The organism is Grimontia hollisae CIP 101886, assembly GCF_000176515.1.
Classification (GTDB): domain Bacteria; phylum Pseudomonadota; class Gammaproteobacteria; order Enterobacterales; family Vibrionaceae; genus Enterovibrio; species Enterovibrio hollisae.
This window is the reverse complement of record NZ_ADAQ01000012.1, coordinates 362,404-382,426: the sequence shown is the minus strand read 5'-3', so window position 1 is coordinate 382,426 and position 20,023 is coordinate 362,404. Positions and strand designations below refer to the sequence as shown.

At 41.6% G+C, this 20,023-nt stretch carries 10 protein-coding genes and 1 tRNA gene; 7 read left to right on the top strand and 4 right to left on the bottom strand.

Translation table 11 applies throughout. From position 1 onward, the window contains the following. Window positions 1-151 precede the first annotated feature (151 nt). Window positions 152-1,558: a DASS family sodium-coupled anion symporter gene (locus VHA_RS12780; protein ID WP_005504947.1), complete on the top strand. Its 1,407-nt coding sequence runs from the start codon at window positions 152-154 to the stop codon at window positions 1,556-1,558. A 155-nt stretch (window positions 1,559-1,713) separates the two neighbouring features. On the opposite strand, the gene VHA_RS12775 is transcribed toward VHA_RS12780, so the two are convergent. Then, window positions 1,714-1,789, bottom strand: a tRNA-Asn gene (locus tag VHA_RS12775). 434 nt (window positions 1,790-2,223) lie between these two features. On the opposite strand from VHA_RS12775, the gene VHA_RS12770 reads away from it, so the two are divergent. From VHA_RS12770 to VHA_RS12750, 5 genes are all read left to right on the top strand, one after another. Beyond that, window positions 2,224-4,110 (top strand): alkaline phosphatase D family protein, encoded by a 1,887-nt coding sequence (locus VHA_RS12770; RefSeq protein ID WP_050778559.1) that lies wholly within the window; start codon window positions 2,224-2,226, stop codon window positions 4,108-4,110. 80 nt (window positions 4,111-4,190) lie between these two features. Further along, window positions 4,191-4,454 carry a DUF2960 family protein gene (locus VHA_RS12765; protein ID WP_005504944.1) on the top strand — a complete coding sequence of 88 codons (264 nt, stop codon included), beginning with the start codon at window positions 4,191-4,193 and terminating at the stop codon, window positions 4,452-4,454. Window positions 4,455-4,725: 271 nt separating this feature from the next. Continuing rightward, entirely contained in the window at window positions 4,726-4,962 is a 237-nt protein-coding gene (locus VHA_RS12760; protein ID WP_005504942.1) for an HP1242/YdcH family protein, read from the top strand. A 126-nt stretch (window positions 4,963-5,088) separates the two neighbouring features. Beyond that, window positions 5,089-6,219: a PQQ-dependent sugar dehydrogenase gene (locus tag VHA_RS12755; protein ID WP_040528889.1), complete on the top strand. Its 1,131-nt coding sequence runs from the start codon at window positions 5,089-5,091 to the stop codon at window positions 6,217-6,219. 469 nt (window positions 6,220-6,688) lie between these two features. Then, on the top strand, window positions 6,689-7,192 hold the full coding sequence (locus VHA_RS12750) for a hypothetical protein (protein ID WP_005504938.1): 504 nt from the start codon (window positions 6,689-6,691) through the stop codon (window positions 7,190-7,192). Window positions 7,193-7,210: 18 nt separating this feature from the next. Here the strand turns inward: VHA_RS12750 and VHA_RS12745 are convergent, their stop codons facing one another. Beyond that, entirely contained in the window at window positions 7,211-7,663 is a 453-nt protein-coding gene (locus VHA_RS12745; protein ID WP_005504937.1) for a YaiI/YqxD family protein, read from the bottom strand. Between the two features lie 61 nt (window positions 7,664-7,724). After that, the gene (locus VHA_RS12740) at window positions 7,725-8,051 is read right to left on the bottom strand and encodes a c-type cytochrome (RefSeq protein WP_040528887.1); all 327 of its coding nucleotides are present in this window, start codon (window positions 8,049-8,051) and stop codon (window positions 7,725-7,727) included. Window positions 8,052-8,381: 330 nt separating this feature from the next. Here VHA_RS12740 and VHA_RS12735 point away from each other — a divergent pair, with 330 nt between their 5' ends. Continuing rightward, window positions 8,382-10,199 (top strand): PhoX family protein, encoded by a 1,818-nt coding sequence (locus VHA_RS12735; RefSeq protein ID WP_226926508.1) that lies wholly within the window; start codon window positions 8,382-8,384, stop codon window positions 10,197-10,199. Between the two features lie 107 nt (window positions 10,200-10,306). Here VHA_RS12735 and VHA_RS12730 read toward each other — a convergent pair whose 3' ends face one another. Beyond that, window positions 10,307-19,258, bottom strand: coding sequence for a DUF3491 domain-containing protein (locus VHA_RS12730; protein ID WP_005504930.1), 8,952 nt, complete (start codon window positions 19,256-19,258; stop codon window positions 10,307-10,309). Between the last annotated feature and the right edge of the window lie 765 nt (window positions 19,259-20,023).

Below are 20,023 nucleotides of genomic sequence, written 5' to 3'. Positions count from 1 at the left end.
ACGCGCCTTATTTCACCCCTCTTTCACCCCCAGCGTGTCGGCGCTTTCAACTTTGTAACAGCATGAAACATGGTTCTTTTCATATTGATTTAGGACAGGTTTTTTGGACGGGTTCCCACTTACTTTGAAGGCAAATCAAAAGGAGGTTTGTATGATGTCTTCAACCAATATGAGATTGCTGATACTTGCCATCATAGGCAGTGTATTGTGGTTCTTCCCTGTGCCCGACGGATTAACGGTTCAGGCCTGGCAAATGATGACCATCTTTGTCGTTACCGTGATGAGCCTGATCATTGCACCACTGCCTTTAGGTGCAATGGCGCTGATGGGGCTCACCGCTGCTACCTTGCTCGGCGTGATCCCCATCCGCACTGCATTGACTGGCTTTGCCCACCCCACGATTTGGATGATTGCCGCCGCGTTCTTCATTTCAAGGGGGTTTATCAGCACCGGGTTTGGCCGTCGTGTCGGTTACTGGTTTATCACCAAGCTGGGTAACAGCTCTTTGGGACTGGCATACGGTCTGGTTTTAACCGATCTGTTGTTTGCCCCTGCGACGCCAAGTACCACCGCGCGATGTGGCGGTATCATTTCTCCTCTATTCCGTTCTGTTGCCAATGCCTACGACTCTGATCCTGAAAAAGGAACCGAGAACAAAATCGGCGCGTTTCTGGTGCAGTGTATCTTCCAGTGTAATGCTATTACCTGTGCCATGTTCCTGACGTCTATGGCCGGAAACCCTCTGGCGGCGAACTTTGCAAAAGAACAGGGCGTAGAAATCACCTGGGCTGGCTGGGCAGTAGCAGCGATTGTCCCCGGTATTATCTGTCTGGTGCTCATCCCGCTGGTCATGTATCTGGTTTTCCCACCTGAACTGAAAAAGACGCCGGAAATGCGTGCGATTGCCCGTCAAAAACTCGCTGATATGGGTGCAATGACACGTGATGAGTGGATGGTCTGTATCACCTTTGTGGGCATGATTAGCCTGTGGGTATTGGGGCCAACATTAGGTATCCATTCCACCGTTACAGCGCTGCTCGGTCTGGTCTTCCTGCTGCTTACCCGCACTATCACGTGGGATGCGGTATTGAACGAGAAAGAAGCCTGGCACACCATCACCTGGTTCGCAGTACTGGTGATGATGGCAGCCCAGCTTAACAAGCTTGGATTCATCGGCTGGTTTGGCGATGCCATCGGTTCTTCACTGTCAGGCTTTGGTTGGGTGACCACCCTTGCGATTCTGCTGCTGGTTTACTACTACAGCCATTACCTGATGGCGAGCGCCATGGCGCACATCAGTGCCATGTACTCCGCGTTCCTTGCCATCGCCATTGCAGCAGGCGCACCACCAATGCTGGCAGCTATCGTTCTGGGTATTTTCAGTAACCTGTATATGTCTACGACCCATTACTCATCTGGTCCCGCCCCTATCCTGTTTGGTGCTGGCTTCCACTCCCTGCAAAGCTGGTGGAAAATTGGTTTTGTGTTCTCACTAGTCGTTATCCCGGTATTCTTCTTTATCGGTGGCGCGTGGTGGAAACTGCTTGGCCTTTGGTAACAAAGTAAACAGATGTAATGCTACGTTTGCCCGCGAAATGCGGGCATTTTTCGTTTTGGAGGGTCTAATTCAGGCAAAAAGGAAGTAGAAATAACACAGGAAGCGCCAAACAACAGACGAAAAAAAGCCCCGTCATTCGACGAGGCTTCGGAATTTGGCTCCCCCTGCTGGACTTGAACCAGCGACATACGGATTAACAGTCCGCCGTTCTACCGACTGAACTAAGGGGGAATAGGCAGTGTTCCTGAGAACGAGAGTGATATTAGGCAAACCGCCTGAGGCATGCAAGCACTATTTTGCATGAAACACTAAAATTGATGTCAAGTGGCTAATTGGCAACCTATTCGCTGTCTACCCCACCTATTTACTCCGTTTCCACGCCATTTACTGTTAACGATATGTTTTCCATCCAGTCAATTTTGTCCCATTTTACTCTGGCCTAGCAGCCTGTATACGCGTTACGGCCCCAAACGATGACGAAGCAGACAATCGCACTTTCCAATATGAGCCGTAAGTTGCGGAGGAGGGGTGTCAAACAAAAGTGATTCCTTTGCAAGACTTTACGTTTGCCCTGCTACAAAAACAGGCTAAGACCACGTACAGTTAAGGAAATAGAGGATGAAATTGAGTTGCCCGTGGCGTTACCCGTTTTTCTAGCAGGACCAATGCTCAGACGCACTACCCAGGATGAAATCTGTTTGTGGGCAGTAACATCTGCCCCTTTGCAGGCAGAGTTTCAACTCTACCGTAGTGATCAGGATCCCCCCATTTTTGTTGACGGGTTTCAACAACACAAGCAGGTAAGGCTTGGGGAACATTGCTATGTCGTCATGGCCCAGTTTCGCAGCGATACCGCGTTTGAGACAGATGTGCCGCTACGCTACGACATTGCCGACAATGGCACTTCGCTGCTCAATGAGCTGGCAGATTTTCTGTACCCAGGCGAAACCCGCGTCAGCTTCATCATTCCTTCAACAGCGGGACATATTGCTCATGGATCATGCCGTCACCCTCATCACCACGGTGAAGATGCATTAGCTGCGCTCGATAAACACTATAGTCAGATACCCGTCGAAGGGCGTGCCAACTTGCTGATCATGAGTGGCGACCAGATCTATGCCGATGATGTCTGCGGCCCTATGATGTATGCCATCCGTCAGACCATCACCTTACTGGGAATGGACGACCAGACCTTCGAAGCTGCCAGTATTTCGCGGTGCAGTGAACTCGAACCAGAGACAACCCCGATTTACGGCCGCACTGACCTGTTGCCCCACAGCACCATCAACCACGGATGGATAAAGCGTCTTTGCAAGGCCAGACCGGAGCCGGTTTTCAGCTCACGCACCACGGATAACCATCTCATCAGCGTCAATGAATTTGTCGCCATGTACCTTCTTGTGTGGTCTCCGGCACTCTGGCAACACCTGTCCTTACCGGAGACACTGCCTTCACTGCCTGTAGAAAAGCAGCAACGTTGGATGACGGAGCATGCTGCACTCACCCGTTTTTGTGCCGGACTGCCCAATGTCCGCCGGTTATTTGCCCACATCCCTGTTTACATGATCTTTGATGATCACGATGTAACAGACGACTTTAACCTGACCGTTGGCTGGGAACGGGCGGTGAATAATGAACCGTTTGCACAGGGCATTATTACTAACGCCATGATGGGGTACTTCTTTTGTCAAGGCTGGGGGAACGATCCCGATGCCTTTACCGATGATTTCTGGACACCCTTAGAACAATTCCTGAATGCCCGTGATCCGGCATCGCTGGACAAAATGACCCAGGTTATCCATCACTTTGAGCACTGGCATTACACCATTCCAACTACCCCAAAAGTGGTGGTAATTGACACCCGCACGCGACGTTGGCGCTCAGAGTCCAGCTATAACAAACCCTCAGGGCTGATGGACTGGGAATCGCTGATGGACTTTCAGCATGATGTGTTCAACAGTGATGCGGTGGTCGTGGTTTCTCCCGCGCCAATGTTCGGGGTGAAACTTATCGAGACCATTCAACGTATTGTCACCATCCTTGGCTATCCATTAGCCACTGACTCTGAAAACTGGATGGCGCACCCAGGCTCTGCCAACGCACTGCTCAATATCTTTAGGCACCCCAAAACGCCCAAAAACTTCGTGATCCTCTCAGGCGATGTGCACTACTCCTTTGCTTATGATATCCGTATGCGCTTTCGTAAAAGCAGCCCAAGGATCTGGCAAATCACGTGCAGCGGTTTTCGCAACCAGTTCCCCGAACCTTTTCTCTCTGTATTTGAATGGCTGGATCGAAAACTGTTCTGGCCCGAATCACCACTGAACTTTTTTACCCGACGCAAACGCATGCGTATTGAAAGAAGAAGACCTGATAATGGTACGAAAAGCCTGTTGGTGAATCAATGCGCTGTCGGAGAAGTCAAATTAAACAGTGATGGTTCTCCGGATTACATTGGCCTGCTTACTGGCAGTGGAAAACGTATCGCTTTTCATCCTTGCGAAGACGTCGAAAACAACGAGGAATTTGCCAACGTTGATGTATCCCGATAACAGGCAATACACTGTGGTGATTGACTTACGACAGGCGGTGATAAATACTCCGCCCCCTTTCCTTTCGAATGAGAACTGATATGTCACGCCAACTTCAATACATCTACAAAGGCGAAACCAAGGTGGTGACGTTTTCTTACCAAAAACATCGCTCACCTCATGAAGCCGCCGCAGAAGCAGAAGGTATTGACCTGACTGACTTTCTGAACATGGAGCGCCAGCTGGAAAGCGTGGCAGATGGCAAAGCCGTGAAAAATCATCGCGACAGTTATTTCAACAAATTAGGGTTTGGAAAGATCACTTTACTGAAGAAAGAAACGGCATCCATCAAAAACAAGCGTTAAACCTTTTACTCATCCGCTCAGGCGCACGAAAGCGCCTTGGGCGCTTTCAGCATAATGTGAAAGAATCTTTACCAGCCCTGTTCCATTCCTAAGACTCATAAATAACTGTTGCCCTGAAACTAGAATCCCTCCTCTTCAATTTCTATTCTCAACGTGTGGTGTGACATTCTTATCACCTGTCCCCACGCGCACTGACGATAAGTCCAGCAAGGGCTTTTACGGAGAATCGGCGGCGACCCTGTGGCTCGCAGGTCCCACTACAGGAGGTTATATGCACGGTGAAAACCACGCACTCATGTTCGAGTTCCCTGAATACAAAGACAAAATCCACGAAATGAAAATGGCGGATAAAGCCTTTTGCCAACTCGTCGACGAATACCATCACCTTGACCACAAAATCCGCGGTCTGGAAATGGCAAGAATCCCCACTGATGATGACAACTTCCGAAACTTAAAACTGCGTCGTGTGCAGCTCAAGGATGAAATCTACCAGCAAATCAGCACCTAGTCCCAGCCGTATATACACTCAACGTATGCGCTACGGGTAATCACGATTTACACTGTTGGTAACAACAGTGCGAGTTTTGGGTGACTCTCTCAGCAACAAGTAAGTAGTTAGGAACCGGACGCAACAATGAAGATGAAAACAACGTTAGCAGCACTTACTGCAAGTTTTCTTATTGCATTATGGTTCCCGGCCATCGCCAGGGAGGCAATGACCTCAGAAAAACATGCCTTCACGGTGGAAACCGTGGCTTCTGGCTTGAATCATCCGTGGTCACTCGTGTTTTTGCCGGATGGCGATATATTGGTCTCCGAGCGAAATGGCGGTTTGAAGCGCATCGGTACCAATGGGGACAAAACGGCAGTACAAGGGTTACCGGAAGGACTGGTCTACCGGGGACAAGGTGGCTTGCTGGGACTTGCACTTTCACCGGACTTTGTACAGTCCAAGCGCATTTATCTCGCATTTGCCGAAAAAGGGCCATTCAGAAAATCTGGCACCGCTGTGGCCTCCGCCACCCTTTCCGGGAACCAACTTTCCAATATCACGACGATTTTCTCTCAAACCCCTAAGCTGGCCGGTGGCCGGCACTATGGCGGCAGGTTGCTGACAACAGATAAGCATCTTTATATCGCATTAGGTGATCGGGGAAACCGCGATAAAGCCCAACAAAACAACGCCCATGTGGGCACATTGGTGAGGCTGAACCTTGATGGCTCTGTTCCCAATGATAATCCTTTTGTCAGCGACAAAAATGCGTTGCCGGAAATCTACGCTTACGGACACCGCAATATTCAGGGCATGACACTGGATAACGACGGCCAAACCCTCTGGACCCATGAACATGGCCCCCAAGGTGGGGATGAACTCAATATGGTGACAGCAGGTGCCAACTACGGCTGGCCGACCATCACATACGGTGTAAATTATGGCACCGGCAGCCAGATAGGCATCGGAACCGAGCTGGTTGGCATGGAACAACCTGTCCACTACTGGGTGCCTTCTATCGCGCCATCTGGTATGGAAATGATTTCCGGACAACAGTTCCACCATTGGCAGGGAGACATATTGTTGGGGTCACTGAAATTTGGCCTGCTTGTCCGGCTTGATATGGAAAACGGGAAAGTGATCGAGGAAGAACGCCTGCTGGACAATCAATATGGCCGTATCAGGGACGTTGTTGAGTCACCCGATGGCGATATTTTTCTGCTTACCGACTCTTCCAACGGTGAGTTACTGAGACTGACGGTTGAGAAGTAGCAGCATGTTGATGTGGCAAAGCCAATGCAAAATGTAAACCTACCGACTTAGGCTCAAATTTGTTTTTTTGCTGAGAATTAAGCGTAAATTTAGAAATGGCTCACCAAGAAATTTATGCAATAAAATTCATTACAACGGTTAGGTGATACGTAACCCAAGCTAAAACAAAGCTGTTTTATCTCATAGACAGTCAGAATCGGCGACGCTATATTCACTGCATACAAACAAAAACAAAGTCATCTTTGCTTGCTGAAAAAGTGAAAACCCCGCCATGCGGGGTTTTTGCTTTCTCCCTACAGCGAAAAAAAGCTTATGCTCTTTCCCCATTTCCGCTGACACGGTATCCAACTCATCTCAGAGCACGACTTCGGCCTAAATTGATTCCGTTTTAAGTATTGAGGGGGTATGCTTCGATGTAAATCAAATCGTTGCCAGCACCTGCCGCTGAGACAGATACAAGGAAACCACATTGAGCAATCAACTCATCAGTATCGATTTGTTTTTTGTTATTGAAAGACTTTTACCGGGTAAACGCAGCATCGAGCTTTTTCGAAGCAACAAAAAGCACCTTCCCATCACAACCTTGCCACTTGAGCATTGTGATTCTGCATCAGCGCTGCAACTGGCACTGTACAAATACTGTAAAAACTATGCGGCCTTCTCACAGGGGCAGCCCTTGTCAGACGAATACGCTATTGATGGAAAGGACGAACACATTGAGCCAGCTACCATCGTCATTGCCGCATTTATTCGTGGCGCTTATTGGTGGGTTGAGCACTACCATGAAATCTACCGCAATGACTGGAGCGAGGACCAGAAATCACGCTGGCTCCGGGACTTTAAACTCTTGGTTCAAGCGATTATCGGTATCGGCAATGTCAACAAGGCGGAGTGGCTTATTAACAATCACAGTGCTATCAAAGCACTGACCTACAACAGCCACATTACGCCTTTCCTTCAACACTACGATTAAACCCAATCCGTCGCTTAATCAACGTTTGGCACGTTGTAAGAACTTATCCAGTTCGTTAGCAAATTTCTGTCTGTCCTGTTGATTGAGCGCTGCTGGCCCACCGGTCTGAACACCACTCGAACGTAGGGTATCCATAAAATCCCGCATATTCAGGCGCTGTCGAATATTCTCTGGCGTGTATAGCTCGCCACGGGGATTGAGGGCAACTGCCGCTTTCTCAATAACCTCAGAAGCCAGGGGAATATCTGCTGTGACCACTAAATCGCCTTTTTCAACGCGTTTAACGATTTCGTTGTCCGCAACGTCAAACCCTTTCTCGACCTGCAAGCTTCGGATAAAACGGGATGGCGGCGTTCGAAGAGGCTGGTTTGCCACCAAAACACATTCGGTTTGGGTGCGATCAGCGGCACGATACAGCACTTCTTTGATTACGGTTGGGCAAGCATCGGCATCTACCCAGATCGTTGGCATATTTCTTTCCTGATTCTTATTTTCCTGAACAATATCAGCGAGGTCAGTCTACCGCAAATACTTACTCTGGCTTGCCCGGTTTTTGGCTGGCATAAAAAGCCGCAATGTCTTTCATATCCTGATCACTCAAAACACTCATTTGTTGCCGCATCATCTTGCCCATCGCCCCGGCACGTTCACCGAGCTGGTACGCTTTCATTGCGTTGTAAAGATAACCCGCATTTTGCCCGTTGATATGGGGATAATCCATTTTTGGCGTATAACCTGTTTCACCATGACAAAATTGGCACGTATATGCTTTCTGCTGTCCCAAAACCGGATCGCCTTCCATCGCCAAGGATGCCGCAGACATCAAACTTAAACTCACTATGATCAGATAGTTCCGCATCAATGTATTCCTAAACAATATGTTGCATTCAACATGCATATTTTCCTGCCAAATGGCATTGCGCCGGATCAAACCTGATCGTGCTCTGCCGTTAAAATGCATAAAAGCTCATATAAAACCAGCAATTACATACTCTATGCCTCGCTGTCATGACATTGACTCTTCATTAATGCTTCATAAATAAGTAACAAACCAACACCAAAATCCGTCCCAACACTAAACGGCACTAACTTTTAATAATTATTTGGAAAGGGAGTCATTGTGAGCAAACATATTGACCAACGCCAACTGGACAACGAGCCAGAGTTCAACCGTTTTATCGATGCAGCGATGAATCGCCGCCATTTCCTTCGTGCTGCCGGCGCCGCAGGTTCAGTGGCCTTCTTCGCTGCAAGCCCTGTGGCCAAAGCCGTTGCTGACACGATGGACAAGAGCGCGCTGATAGGATTTAAAGCCATTCCTGCTTCAACAAGTGACACCGTGGTTGTTCCGGAAGGATATGTAGCAGAAAAACTCATTTCCTGGGGTGATGCGCTATTTCCTGACTCTCCCAAGTTCAGTCAATCCAACGATTCCTACGCGCAGGAAAAGCAATACGGCGACAACACAGATGGCATGACCTTCTTCCCATTGTCTGATGAACGGGCCGTACTGGTTGCCAACAACGAGTACACCAACATTGAATACCTCTACCCCCATCAAGGTAAAAATATCTCTGCGGACGATGTGCGTAAGGGCCAGGCTGCACACGGTGTTTCTATCATTGAATTGATGAAAAAAGACGGTAAGTGGCAAGTCAATACCCAAGGTCGCCTGAACCGTAAAATTACAGCTTATACACCCATGGAGATGACAGGCCCTGCACGTGGCAGTGATCTGCTGAAAACCCACGCAGACCCAACCGGTACCAAGATTCTGGGCACCTTCAACAACTGTGCAAATGGTCAGACCCCATGGGGCACTTACTTAACCTGTGAAGAAAACTTCAATGGTTACTTCGCCACCTCTGAAAACGTTGATCTGGGGCCAACCTACAAACGTTATGGCATTCAAGACAAAGACTGGGGCTATGACTGGTGGAAACATGATGAACGTTTTGATGTCGCGAAAAACCCTCACGAGCCGCACCGCTTTGGTTGGGTTGTCGAAATCGATCCGATGGATCCCACTTCGACGCCGAAAAAACGTTCTGCACTCGGTCGTTTCAAACACGAAAATGCAGCACTTACCATCAACAAAGACGGTCATGTAGTGGTGTACTTGGGCGATGATGAACGTGGCGAGCACTTGTATAAGTTTGTGTCCAAAAATAAATACAAGCCAGGAGTCCACGCTTCAAACCGCGATCTTCTAGAAGAAGGAACGCTTTATGTCGCCAAATTTGAAGGTAAAGACGGTGAACTGAAAGGCAAAGGCGAATGGCTTGAGTTGACTTTTGGTAAAAACGGCCTCACACCGGATAACGGCTTCAACAATCAGGCAGAAGTATTGATCTTTGCCCGTGAAGCGGCAACTCAGGTTGGCGCCACCACAATGGATCGCCCTGAATGGGTTGCCATCCACCCGGATAAAAAACACGTCTTCTGCACCCTGACTAACAATAAATACCGGGGAGTGAGAGAAAACCAGCCAATCAACGCGGCTAATCCCCGAAAAGAAAACCCGTATGGCCATATTATTCGCTGGGAACCCCAGGGAGGTGACCATACAGCATCAACGTTCAAGTGGGATCTCTTTGTGATGGCCGGTAACCCTGACGTTCAGGAAGGATTGATGGCAGGTACACCAAACATCAACAAAGACAATATGTTCAACAGCCCAGATGGCCTCGGTTTTGATGGTGCCGGCCGCCTGTGGATTCTTACTGACGGTAACTACTCAAACGAAGGCAATTTCGAAGGGATGGGTAACAACCAGATGCTCTGCGCCGACCCGAAAACCGGTGAAATCCGTCGTTTCCTGACCGGCCCAATCGCCTGTGAAATTACCGGCCTGACGTTCTCGCCAGATTACAAGACCATGTTTGTAGGTATTCAGCATCCAGGTGAAGATCTGGCACCTTCTCACTTCCCAGACGGCGGTGATTCAATCCCACGCTCAACAGTTATGCGCATTACCCGCAAAGACGGTGGTGTGATCGGTACATAACTTACTGTGCAGATTAAAGATTAAAAAGGGAGGCGGATACATCCGCATCCCTTTTTTGTTATAGGAGATAAACCGATATTATCAATGCGATAGTTTAAGTGAAAATATTATTCATTTTCGCTCCATTTATTGTTTTTGTGGATTAGCACTTCATTTTCCACACCAGCAGATAAAATAAATATTTCCTCCAATGTCATTGTTTTATCTTTATCAAGGATGATCTTGGCTTTTGAGTCTTTCAAATGTCCATGTTCAATAGAATTTGGTTTTATCGTTAATTCAAAAGTTTTCTTATCATAAGAAACCTTGAGCACACATTTATCATTCTGACAGTAAGCAGTAACTTCCACTTTATTGTTAATAGAAGTAAAACTAGATATGTCAATATTCTCTGGAGATTCATTGTCATTGTGAAGAACAACATGATGTTTAGGCTGTTCTATACCCCAAACCCTATAGGTACTTCCTTTACTTCCATAAAGTGTTGATGAATATTTAGTGTTCATATAAATTGTTTTATTTGTTTTCTTTATTTTATAGGTTAAATATTCATTTTCTATAAAAACATTATAACTGCCGTAATCAACCTCATTAACTTCTTTTCCTAAGATATGTAGTTTTTTATTTGAAAGTAAATATTCTGGATCTAATAGACCAACATCTTTATGGTATTCAGCAAATTTTACCATATCGATTTTTATCGCGAAAAGATTACCACTTTTATCTACACCAAGCTCCAAACCATCTTCAGTCAAAATAACAATGTTAGAGTTATCGAAACCTTTATTTTTTGGAAAATGGATTTTAATCACGTTCTTAAAATCATTAATATGCTCACTAAAGTATATATATGTATTATTGTTGAAAGACCTCACTTTATGAATATTATCAATACTACAACCAAGTTGTAAATATTGAATGTTTTTACTATCTTCTAAATAAAGAATTGTATCAAAAAAACTTCCATTCACATCAGGGACTGTGATTACATTACTACCTTTTCCAAGGTGGATTTTGTTAAAAGCGTGACCAGTGATAAAATGATTTCCATTATTATTACCGATAAAGATGTTATTACCTTGATTAGATCCAACAAGGGTATTGATATTCTCTTGAACCAGATCCATCATATTTTCTTTTTTCTTTGGATAACCAGACCAATCACAAGTTACGACCGTCTGTCTTTCTGTTTTATTCAAATCAACATGAACATTTAAGTGATAAGGTAATTCACTAAATGAGAGAATATTCTTCGCCCCTTTTTTCCCTTTAATATTAAAATTACCCACACCATTCGGGTAAACAGTCACACCTTTATCTCCACCTCTTACGGTGAACCAATAATGTGTCAATGCTCTTAGATCATGCCTGTTTTCTGAAGTAAACATTTTAGACTCTAATTTAGGTAATACTATGCGAACAGGCTTATCTCCAGTAATGATTTCAGTATGCTTATCCAAATGCTCTACAACAGGGAAACCTTGTCTCGCCACTTCCTGATAACCATTCCATGTCATATATATCACTTCGGTATTCGCTCTAATCTGGGAAGTGTAACCAAGAATAACAGTACTATAGTCACCTTCTGGTACTGATGGCATTTTAGAAGGCCAGTTCCGATTACCAAAACCTCTGACCAGATTACTTTCACTAGATAGATCTCGGCAGTGTATTCCTCCAGAGCTGCCAAAAAGGTTAGGTACATTGATTTCATCTCTATCAACACATGCAATCGCATACTTGCTGATTTTTCTTACTTCCTCATCAGACAAGCGAGGGTTATTACCTATATCCTTACCAAGATTATATGAAGGTTCCCCTGTAATTTTAGGTGGTTTGGCTGACAGATCTAGTTTCAAATCACCCACAATTTGACATGGAGACAGATCTATCACGCCATTGTCTTTATCAATTTTCACAATGCTATGTTCTGCCTGGTTTAAATATTTTTCTACATTTACCCAGGCCGCTCTTCTCGCATTTTCCTGGTGTAAATGCAGTTGAAAGTTCCTTACCTCTTGCTGTAAGAACATTAATGGGAATGCGGCAATTCCAAGAGGAGGAAAGGCAAAACTGCCAAGCGTTAGTGCAGTAAAAGTTGACGCAAAGGCGACATCAACTTCTGCCAACACTTTTTCTGCACTACCGTCACCGGCATTCAAGTAATTTTGAACCGATTCCCCCAGAGACCATAAATTTAATGCGGTATCTAAAAGCGGAAACCGGATGACGTTGGCGAACCTAGACAGTACTTTTCCTGTTGGTCCGCCAATTTTTGTTGCTAATTGACTGACTTTCTGGGCAGCTATGGCCTCAAAGGTGATATCACTGATGTTAGAACCAAAATTCTTTTTACCCATAAATATGAGTGTGGAGCCAACAACTTTTTCTGCTACTGTCTTAACGTCTGAGCCCAAATTAGCATGATCCACGGCAGAAATATGATCACCACTCTGTGTCAATCGAACATATTGCATAATTCCAAGAAGAGACATAATGCCATCAAGGTTCATTCGATCGACCCCCTCTGACAGGGCATCTAATCCTTCACGTAAGGTCATTTTAAAATCTGAAATGTCAATATCAACATTTACAGATTTTTTAGCATCAAGATCCTCTAATAAAAGTTGTATTTTATCATTATTATCATTAAAATTTAAAGCACCAAGTTTAAATTTTTTAAAACCTAATTCATCAATTTTAAATTTTATATTTCTATAAATATCAGAAATTAATTGGCCAACACGTTCACTTTGGGCTTGTAATCTACGTGCCAAATGTTTCTCTTTGGCATCATTTGAGAAGATGTCATCAATGCTGATTTTCTTTTGTTCGTCAGTAGACGTTAATGTTTCAGCCAGCACTTTTATTTCTTCATGCTCTTTAGCACTCAGACAATGCTCATCAACATATTTTTTTAACATCTCAACATCGACTTTTAATTTGTCAACATCAGTATCGTCAAACTTTGTTTTACTGACACGATCATCAATTCTGGCCCCATCAAAGAAGACACCATATTTATACAAAGCAACCAAATCAAATTTTTTCCCTTTAATATCAATAGTAATACTTGATTGCTTAATCTTCTCAAGTGTTGACTGGTGATGATGAGTAGTGAGATCAAGCGCATCAGAGCTGACGATATCTTTCCAACTCTTATCTTTTACAAAGCTAATATCAACAGCATCACCGGTTGATGTTCCTGTGTATAATTCACGTACTTCAGGCGAAATTTGAATAGAATCTTCAACAAAATTCAACGCCTGTTCCAAGCTTGTAAAATCTGCATAACCAAAGTTAGGATCGGTTACACGGAATTTTCCTTCAAAATCCGAAACAACCATGCTATGAAACTTAGTCGTTATTAATAGATTTTTTACCTTGGTGTCTGTTAAATAGTCAGCAACACTGTTCGTTTCAAAATCAGACAATCTGATTTTTTCAATATCTTGGGAAGATAATAGCTTATTATTACCATGCTGTTGCGCATGCTCGACTTGGTTCAACGTCGAATCCAATAAGTGCTTATCACCTTCAGAAAGTTGAGATTGATCGATTTGACTTTCCTGATATAACGCACTGGCTAAATCCAGATTTTCTTGCAATGTTTTGTAATGCTCTTCACTGTTAGCAAGAAGATATAACTCTGCCAACCCCATACAGCGGCCTTCCTCCGGTGTCAGCAGCATTTGCGGGTGAAACTTAACATTATTACCCTCGAATTTCCTTACCGCTTCTTGCCATAGTTTTGCATTTCTACCATAAAAATCACCCCATTTTAGTGCCCGATATTTAGCCTGTATGGAAATATCATGTAACTTAGGTGCAGAAACAGGGTTTGTGATATAACTGTCGCTACCTGCGTAGCCTAATCCCTTCAATGTTCCTTGCTCAACAAACGTTGACTCAGACATTGAAAATACAGATGGTGATTTCGACTTTATTTCTTTTGAAATATTATTTATGATACTCGGGAATTTATCCGCAGTTATATGTGTTGCACAGTCTACAAAACTGTTTTTACCTGTCAGTCCTCGACTTATTTCAGTTAATGATATGTCTTTTACTTCTTTTACTCTCTCTAAAAAACTCCTTATATGTGCGTCATCTTGCAACATGAAACTTAAAGATTTTTCGTTGAATTTTATTTTTATTGATTCTAAAGTTATTGACTTACTCTGTTTGAGATCATTGCTCACGTCATAAAGAGTTGAAAAATATTTATTCATCCTCTCTAAAACAATGTTATGATTTTTTGGCAAACCATCTTTCATACCCGAAATCATAACCTCAGACGTTAAAATCCCATCAGTGCTGGAAAACTTCACACCAAGGGCAGAAACATCCTGGTTCATCACAGATAAGAAATATTTACCCAGATTATTTGTATCCAATGATTCTAAAACTGAATCAAAAGAGACTTTTAATGCCTGCTCATAACTACTAGGACCAAAATGAGGCTTTCCTTCACCAAAAAAGTGATGATAAAGTCTTTTTAGGATAATTTTTGCATCAGCATCATTTCCTCCTGTGTAATTTAACACTGTCTTAACCAATTCAGTTGAAGGTGCAACCATGGCTGCATCTTGTATCATCACACCAGATTCTTGATTAAGGATGCCATACTTTATGATTTTATCGAGATCTTCAAAGCCATATCCGTCACGCATCATATCCGTTATTAATTGATTATCTTTTAAATCATTAGAAATATTTTTAACTTCTATCCTTTTTTCTAGATTGTTTTTCTTTGCATCTTCACGCAATTCGCTAATAATTTTATTTTCATTTATAATATATTTTTTCCATAACGTATCTATATCTACGTTGAGTTCTTTGCTTTTTAATTTTTTTATATCTTCAAATTTTAAATTATAAATTTTATTTCCATATTGTTCTATTGATTTTTTTACAGATGAAGAATGAGATTTATTCTCTATTTCAATTAATTTTTGTTTTATTTTTTCATTTTGCGAGAGTTCATCCAAAACAACCAAGAGTGTTTCATGCTCATCATGTGTAATGGTGCCTAGCTGCTCTTTCTCCTTTAACGATAAATATGTTTCTAACTTGGTACCTACTTCATGACCATCAGTAGTTGTTATCAGGTCTCGTATTTGTTTTTGTCTCTCTTCTAATATAGACAATTCTTTTAACACTAATACTTTGTTATAGACATCATCTTTCCAGATGACAATTTTTGTATCTTTGTCACTTGATAATAGTGAAAAAATAGATTTTTTATTTCTATCTGGACTTCTGTTTATGTCTGTTAATAAGTAATGCACTTTGTTTTCTATAGGCACAGTGACTTTATTCAATTTTACAGTCAACTGATCAGATAATGATATACCTACCCACTTAACAAGATTATTGTCAGACGACAATAAATAGTGATGTATTTTTTTGTCGATATCAGAAAGTTTATCTAAGTCGATATGCTCCTCATCAACTATCTTATTATAGTCTTCTTCTAATGTTGGCCATTCTTTTTTTAGTTTATCCTTTAAGTCGGATGGCCATCCAATCGTCAATCGTCTAACATCTAATTTTGTCGGTGTAATTCCAAACAGTCCACCTGTTTGTTTTGTGAAAAGAAGGTTAGAAAAGATTTCTTTTGCATCCGACTTTTTACCTATCCATGTACTTGCATCATCTGGCGTGACATCATTAATGCCTGCTGAATTTTGATTCACCCAGTCGTAATGCTCACCTTCGGCCTCAACGATTTTTTCAAGATTCCCGACAAATGAATCTTTTGCGAGTCCCTTAAAGCGATTGTCACTCTGATCCAAACGACATTGGCCGAGCTCTCCCAATGAATGGTAATAAGTTTTCATGGACTTCATGATCGCATCAGGACCAGTAATATAAAGTGTGCTGTACATTCTAGGAATGGTGCCATCCATTCTATACTTAGAAAATAACGTCCCTTCTTTATATTTTTTAGGATCAAATTTTATCTTTTTCTCTTTTATTTTTATTGTTTTTCTTTTTACAACAGGATCAAATACATTGACTTTCAATATATCTTGTAACGGTTTTTCGTTAAGTCCTGTTTTATACTTTGATAGTGCTTCGCCATCTAAAACAACTACACGATCAAAAATACACGCTTCACCATCTTTATTTAAATGGTACTTAGTTGCCTTATCTAGACCCTCTTTACCAAACAATTCATTAATATATTGACTAAGCTTATTTATATCTGAAAACTCAACGGTTCCACCGTTGGCATCATAAAATCCATATACTCTATTAGTTCCCTCACCGACAGCCCATGCAGCCATAGCATGCCCGGGCGCTTCTAACTTTAATAATACGGGTTCATTTTTCTCGCCCTTTGATTTCAGCAATGTAACAACCTCATTGATTGGTTGTTTTTCTTTTTTTTCCTTCCATACTTGTTCTTTAGTGGAGTGCATTGGATTTTTGGCATGAAGTCTAACCAGTGCGTTTAGTAATTGTTTTGCTTTCGTTACTTCAGTATCTGTATAATGAGAAGGTGCATTTAACACAGCCGCGGCAGAATACAAATTTTCAATTAATTTTCCAGGCTGACCTTGTTGACTTTTACTCTCCAGATATTTTTCTGTCAGCATAAGAATTGATAAAGGATCACATCGACCTCCGTATCCATCACCGACCAAATTCAGTAAAAACAACTGCGGCATTAACTTCTCTTTGGCTGATTTGTCAAATTCCCCACTGGAAGCAACTTTATCAAAAAGTTTATGGTACTCTTCGACTTTAGGCTGGAACGTTACCGATAAAGCACGACTTTCTACTTCATACGATAATGCACCAACTTGTTGATAAGTTAGTTTTTCCTTATTTTTTTTCATTAGATCAACTATTTCTTTAATATTCATTTCTTCCCTGAATCCAGAGACACTACTTACTGCATCTCCAGCACTGTACCCTTTAAGAAAATCATCTGTGCCCCGAATATCTTTGCTTTTCACTCCTTTTCCTTCGGATGTCAGAAACTTACCATATTCTTTAAGATCTTTATCCAGATCTTTTAGTACTTCTTTTTTTCTTGCCTTTTTATCATTGCTTTCTAAGTCAGACGCAAACAGTTTTGCTTCTACCTTTTCACGGCCACGTAGTGGATCGGATTGCTCATTATTATTTGGATTATGATAGTAATGATGTTCACTAATGCCTTCGGTTCTTAACTGTTCTCGTATTTTAAAAAATTCTCGGTATGCATTATCCTGCCCCGAAGTTACAAAATCCGTTACTTTACTTCCCTTATGAGTTGCGAGAAAGTTGTTATTACCGCGAATATTCCAACCTGCCTTTTTACCCCACCATTGATAGCGTTTAGACATCACCATAGAATCACGTATTACTTTGGTTTCTATTGGAGAGAATATTTTATTATCTCCAAGATTTTTCACTTCCGTTATGATTTTATTTAATCTTTCTACGTCTTCTTTAGGAAGCTTATCTTTCAATCCTGTACTTTTCTCTTCACTTACAATTGAGAGTATTTCATCATTGAGTGCACGACGATGATCTTCTTTTTCCAGAAAATCAAAATCTTTACTGTTTTCTTGTATAATCTTATAGACTTCTTGTGTATAGCCGGGTGTGACATCATAATCTGTATAAATGCCTCCTTGCTCTTTTAATATATACATACGTAACTGATCGGTGGCAGCAGCATAGTTTCCTCTTAGAATTAACTCTTGCTGATAGTGCTGTTTTCTATGCACCTTTTTCATATCTGATAAAGATGTCACATCATTTACATTTATTTTATCTTTACCAAATATCTCTATAAGATCTTTCTCCAATCTGTCTGTTTTCTCTATATTTTCTCGCAATATTTCCTTGAACTTTTCTATTTTTTCATCATCGTAGTGTAAAATCTCTTTCAGAAAACCCATGCGGTTTTCATCATCAAATGTCAGTAGACCTTTTACATATGCATAGTTCATTACTGCATCCTGAACTTGCAATACAGATTTGAAAAGATGAGATTCAAAAAGAGTTGTCAATTTCTTGTTAAGCTCTTCGGTTAAGTTCTCTTTTGTCATTAACTCATCAATTTCTTCCTCGCTTAAAGAATAAATCACTTCATTCTTTGCATTTTCAAAAGCAGCTTCTCTCAGTTGTTTATTAAATGCATACGCCGACATGGCATTGGGATCAACCCATAAATTGAAAGTAAATTCAGGATATGCTGCTTTATAGGCTTTGGCATATTTGGTAATACTTTCTGGTGGTGCACCCGCAATCCAAATGACATGGATATTCTTTTCAATTTCAACTTTATGTGACTTATACTCCGTTTGTATTTCACTAATTAGTTTAATAATATTGTTTTTTTCAGAGAGATAATTCTCTTTTCCATCTTTAGAATTAAACTCGTTATATATTTTCGCCAAAATATTGGCTTGTTGTTTTAGTTTATCTATTCCCTCTCTACTGTTTTTATTACTGAGAGATTGATATTCATCTATACTATCCTTTAATGAATCAAGTAATTTATGATGAATTTTTTCTTTTTTTGCAGATCCATTGAAAATTTTATCTTCAATGTTATCCCTGGTAAGGTCATATTTATTTTCTATATTTTCTATATTTACACTTTCACCGCCATTACTATTTTCAAGGCTTCTTTTTTTTCTTATTTTTTTAATGTGATTATCTGGTGTAATTGACGCTGTTGAGCTTACTTCTTGATAACCGTGATAAAAAGAAGCTGAACTTGGCATAGTAGATGCCTGTGGGATAACTGATGTGGTTTCTTCTTGGTGTATATTATTACTACCAATGAGAGGCATTGAAGAAGGGGTGCCAGACATCAATAACCCAAGTCGATGCATAACCGTAGATTTCCAATTCCCACTCGTAGTTACAAGAGGTGTTTTCGTTGGGTTAATTGTTCGTCTTATTTCTTCTTGAATTAATCCCCCAATAGCTACTACATCTTCTGTTGAGGCATTTTTTATCTTTGTTATTTTATTAATAAAAGGTTCATGCGTTGTTTTTTCTGAATTATTAATTTCTGTAGCTTTATTTGATACACTGTTTGTTTTCATTTTATTCTAGCCATTTATAAATTAATTAAGCACTTTGAATATTTTTTTGTGATGTTTTTATTTGATGTCGTCTTACATTTACCCCTCTATTTACAAATTTATACGACAGAACATGAAATTGTGATTATTTCCTCATAAAAAGAATAACTCACGAGATTTTTCTTGAAAAAAGAACCAGCTCGATGCTTATGAACGTTCGATTCTGCACGCCCTATTTTGGGGCACCACACACATATCAACATCTTTTCTCCGTTTTTTTCAGCGAGCCCACCCCGTCTATCCTCAAAAATTCATAAAAAAGGACAACAAAGAGCACAGCGATGCCAACTCGCCCGACAGGAGGATCTCTTGTCATGTCAAGATAGAGCCATAGCCAGCGTAATGTCGATGATGTTTGTTTTACTTGTTGCACGTCAGTGATAATTATTTTCTGTTGGATGTTTTAAAATTTGTCACTATTCTTAAAGATAGAACAAAGCAAAGGGTTTCATATAATCACAATTACATATTCTCCAATTGACCAGAATAAATTTAATTTCAGGTCAGATTTTATGATGTTACCGCCAAAATCACACCAAAGAAAAACAAAATAAAACCTATGATATTAATAATTTAATACATTATGATATAAATTTTGATGTTTCATTTTCGTTTTTACCAATCGATGCCATCGAAATATTCCCTTTTATATAATGACGATTCACTCTCTATAATCCATTCATGATGAATAAATGGACAGCGTTCATATAAAGAATATCTAACCAT